This window comes from Bacteroides caecigallinarum (genome assembly GCF_021530995.1).
In the GTDB taxonomy this organism is placed as follows: domain Bacteria; phylum Bacteroidota; class Bacteroidia; order Bacteroidales; family Bacteroidaceae; genus Phocaeicola; species Phocaeicola faecigallinarum.
The window spans coordinates 1-2789 of the sequence record NZ_JADYTF010000198.1 but is presented as its reverse complement, the minus strand read 5'-3'; the positions used below and the strand labels follow the sequence as shown (position 1 = coordinate 2789).

Below are 2789 nucleotides of genomic sequence, written 5' to 3'. Positions count from 1 at the left end.
CACACAGAACAGGCATACTCGCATGGTACGACTGTCATATATCGACCGGAAAAGTAGAAGGAATCAACAACAAGATAAAGGTCTTGAAGAGAGCGGCATACGGATTTAGGGATGAACGATACTTTGAATTGAGGTTATATGCACTCCATGATTGCCGCATCACGCGAAATGTCGGATGAACCCAAAACATACCTGACGGACTGATTCAGGACTCAAGAGATATAAAAAACATAGTATTATAAAGCGTAATATATTGATAATCAGATATGACTATCTTAAAGAAAATGTCATTAGAGTTCGAGCCTCTCTTCCCGTGCAGAAGTAAAAAGCTGTAACTTAATGAGTTGCAGCTTTTGCTATTTTATACCCAGGACGAAATCGGGACGCAAAATATTTTTAATAATCTCTACTAAATCAATAAAATCAATATTATAAATATAAAAAGGTCAATTCTATTAATATTTTCACGACTTCTTATTATATTTGTGCTTATAACAACATAAACTTATAAAACTATGTTTACAATTCAAGCCAACCCTTCAGGTACAAGAAGCCTGAACATATCAGAAGAAAATCTTAAGACAATAGAAAAATATTCTCTATTCCAACAACTTATTGATAGCAATGGTATAGTTGACGAGAGCGTATTGGAAAAACTGAAATTGAATATCCGTTCACTCATTGGTTCATCCGAAGAAGACTGTAAAGACTTGCTTGACCTCTGTCTTAACGTGATTTACCACGACAATATGAAAGCTTTCGGTCTGCATCAACTCATTATGCTGTACATCAACTGGGAAAGAGAAAAAGGTAATATCGAAGAAACAGAAGAATAAATCTTGAAAGAACATAATCTAACGGACTGGTTGCCTACAACCAAGAAAGAAGTAGAGCTTAGAGGATGGGATGAACTTGACGTCATTCTGTTCAGTGGTGACGCATACGTTGACCATCCGTCATTCGGAGCTGCGGTGATAGGAAGAATGCTTGAGGCACAAGGACTTAAAGTAGCGATAGTACCACAACCCAACTGGCGTGACGACCTTCGCGACTTCAAGAAACTTGGTAGGCCAAGACTATTCTTCGGCATATCTGCCGGATGTATGGACAGTATGGTAAACAAATATACTGCCAACAAGCGTTTACGAAGCGAAGATGCATACACTCCCGACGGACGACACGACATGCGCCCGGAATATCCTACTATAGTATATTCACAGATATTGAAGAAACTCTATCCCGATGTGCCTGTGATAATAGGCGGAATAGAGGCTTCTCTGCGCCGTCTTACCCACTACGATTACTGGCAAGATAAGGTTAGACAGTCAATTCTGATTGATTCCGGAGCAGACCTGCTGATTTACGGAATGGGAGAAAAGCCAATCACTGACTTGTGCAGACGAATGTCTGAAAACCCTGCTATACCGACAGATATTCTTCAGACCGCACACGTTTGCAAAAAGGAAGAATTTAAGTCCGAAGAGAATGACCTGAGGCTTTACTCTCATGAGGAATGCCTGAAAGACAAGAAGAAACAGGCTGAAAACTTCAGACATATAGAAGAGGAATCAAACAAATATGCAGCACAGAGGATTATCCAGGAATCGGGCAAGAAAGTAGTGGTGGTGAATCCACCTTATCCGCCAATGACTCAGGGCGAACTTGACATGTCGTTTGATCTTCCATATACACGACTTCCACATCCGAAATACAAGAACAAACGTATTCCGGCATACGACATGATAAAATTCTCCGTCAACCTCCACAGAGGATGTTTCGGAGGATGCGCATTCTGTACTATATCAGCCCATCAGGGTAAATTCATAGTGAGTCGTAGCAAGGAAAGTATCTTGAAAGAAATTAAGGCAATAACAGAAATGCCTGATTTCAAGGGATATCTGAGCGACCTTGGAGGTCCTTCGGCCAACATGTATGCCATGAGGGGAAAGGACGAGAGTATGTGCCGCCGGTGCAAACGTCCTTCGTGCATTCATCCCAAGGTATGTCCTAATCTGAATACAGACCACAGGCCACTGCTCGACATCTATCATGCCGTAGATGCACTTCCCGGAATCAAAAAGAGTTTCATAGGCAGCGGTGTTCGATACGACCTACTTCTACACGAAAGTAAAGATCCTGCTGTAAACAAGAGTACTCAGGAATACACCCGTGAGCTGATAATGAAACACGTAAGTGGACGACTGAAGGTAGCACCTGAGCACACAAGCGACAAAGTGCTTTACGTCATGCGCAAACCTCCGTTTGAACAGTTTGAAAGGTTCAAGAAAATATTCGACCGCATAAATTCTGAACATAACCTGCGCCAACAGATTATACCGTACTTCATAAGCAGTCACCCTGGATGTACGGCCGAGGATATGGCAGAACTGGCAGTTATAACCAAAAAGCTTGACTTCCATCTGGAACAGGTTCAGGACTTCACTCCTACTCCTATGACTGTCGCTACAGAAGCCTGGTATACGGGTTATCATCCTTATACCCTCGAACCTATCTTCTCTGCAAAGACGCAGAAAGAGAAACTTGCACAACGCATGTTCTTCTTCTGGTACAAGCCTGAGGAAAGAAAAAGCATCATCAATGAACTGAGGCGTATGGGAAGGAATGACCTTATAGACAAGCTTTACAAAAATAGATAAAAAAAGGTTCATCCGACATTTCGCGTGATGCGGCAATCATGGAGTGCATATAACCTTAGCTCAAAGTATCGTTCATCCCTAAATCCGTATGCCGCTCTCTTCAAGACCTTTATCTTGTTGTTGATTCCTTCT

At 41.8% G+C, this 2789-nt stretch carries 4 protein-coding genes; 3 read left to right on the top strand and 1 reads right to left on the bottom strand.

Features of this window, described 5'->3' with window-relative positions:
- From I6E24_RS15895 to I6E24_RS15885, 3 genes are all read left to right on the top strand, one after another.
- A partial coding sequence (locus I6E24_RS15895; protein WP_235329643.1) for a transposase occupies positions 1–179 on the top strand: 179 nt, incomplete at its 5' end.
- A gap of 336 nt (positions 180–515) precedes the next feature.
- On the top strand, positions 516–836 hold the full coding sequence (locus I6E24_RS15890) for a hypothetical protein (protein WP_235329641.1): 321 nt from the start codon (positions 516–518) through the stop codon (positions 834–836).
- A 3-nt stretch (positions 837–839) separates the two neighbouring features.
- Complete coding sequence (locus tag I6E24_RS15885) at positions 840–2657, top strand: YgiQ family radical SAM protein (protein ID WP_235329639.1); 1818 nt, start codon at positions 840–842, stop codon at positions 2655–2657.
- Between the two features lie 8 nt (positions 2658–2665).
- Here I6E24_RS15885 and I6E24_RS15880 read toward each other — a convergent pair.
- A partial coding sequence (locus I6E24_RS15880; RefSeq protein ID WP_235328547.1) for a transposase occupies positions 2666–2789 on the bottom strand: 124 nt, incomplete at its 5' end.

Bases quoted from the DNA above. Each gene is read 5' to 3' on its own strand.
- I6E24_RS15890 (WP_235329641.1), top strand. From the start codon at position 516: ATGTTTACAATTCAAGCCAACCCTTCAGGTACAAGAAGCCTGAACATA.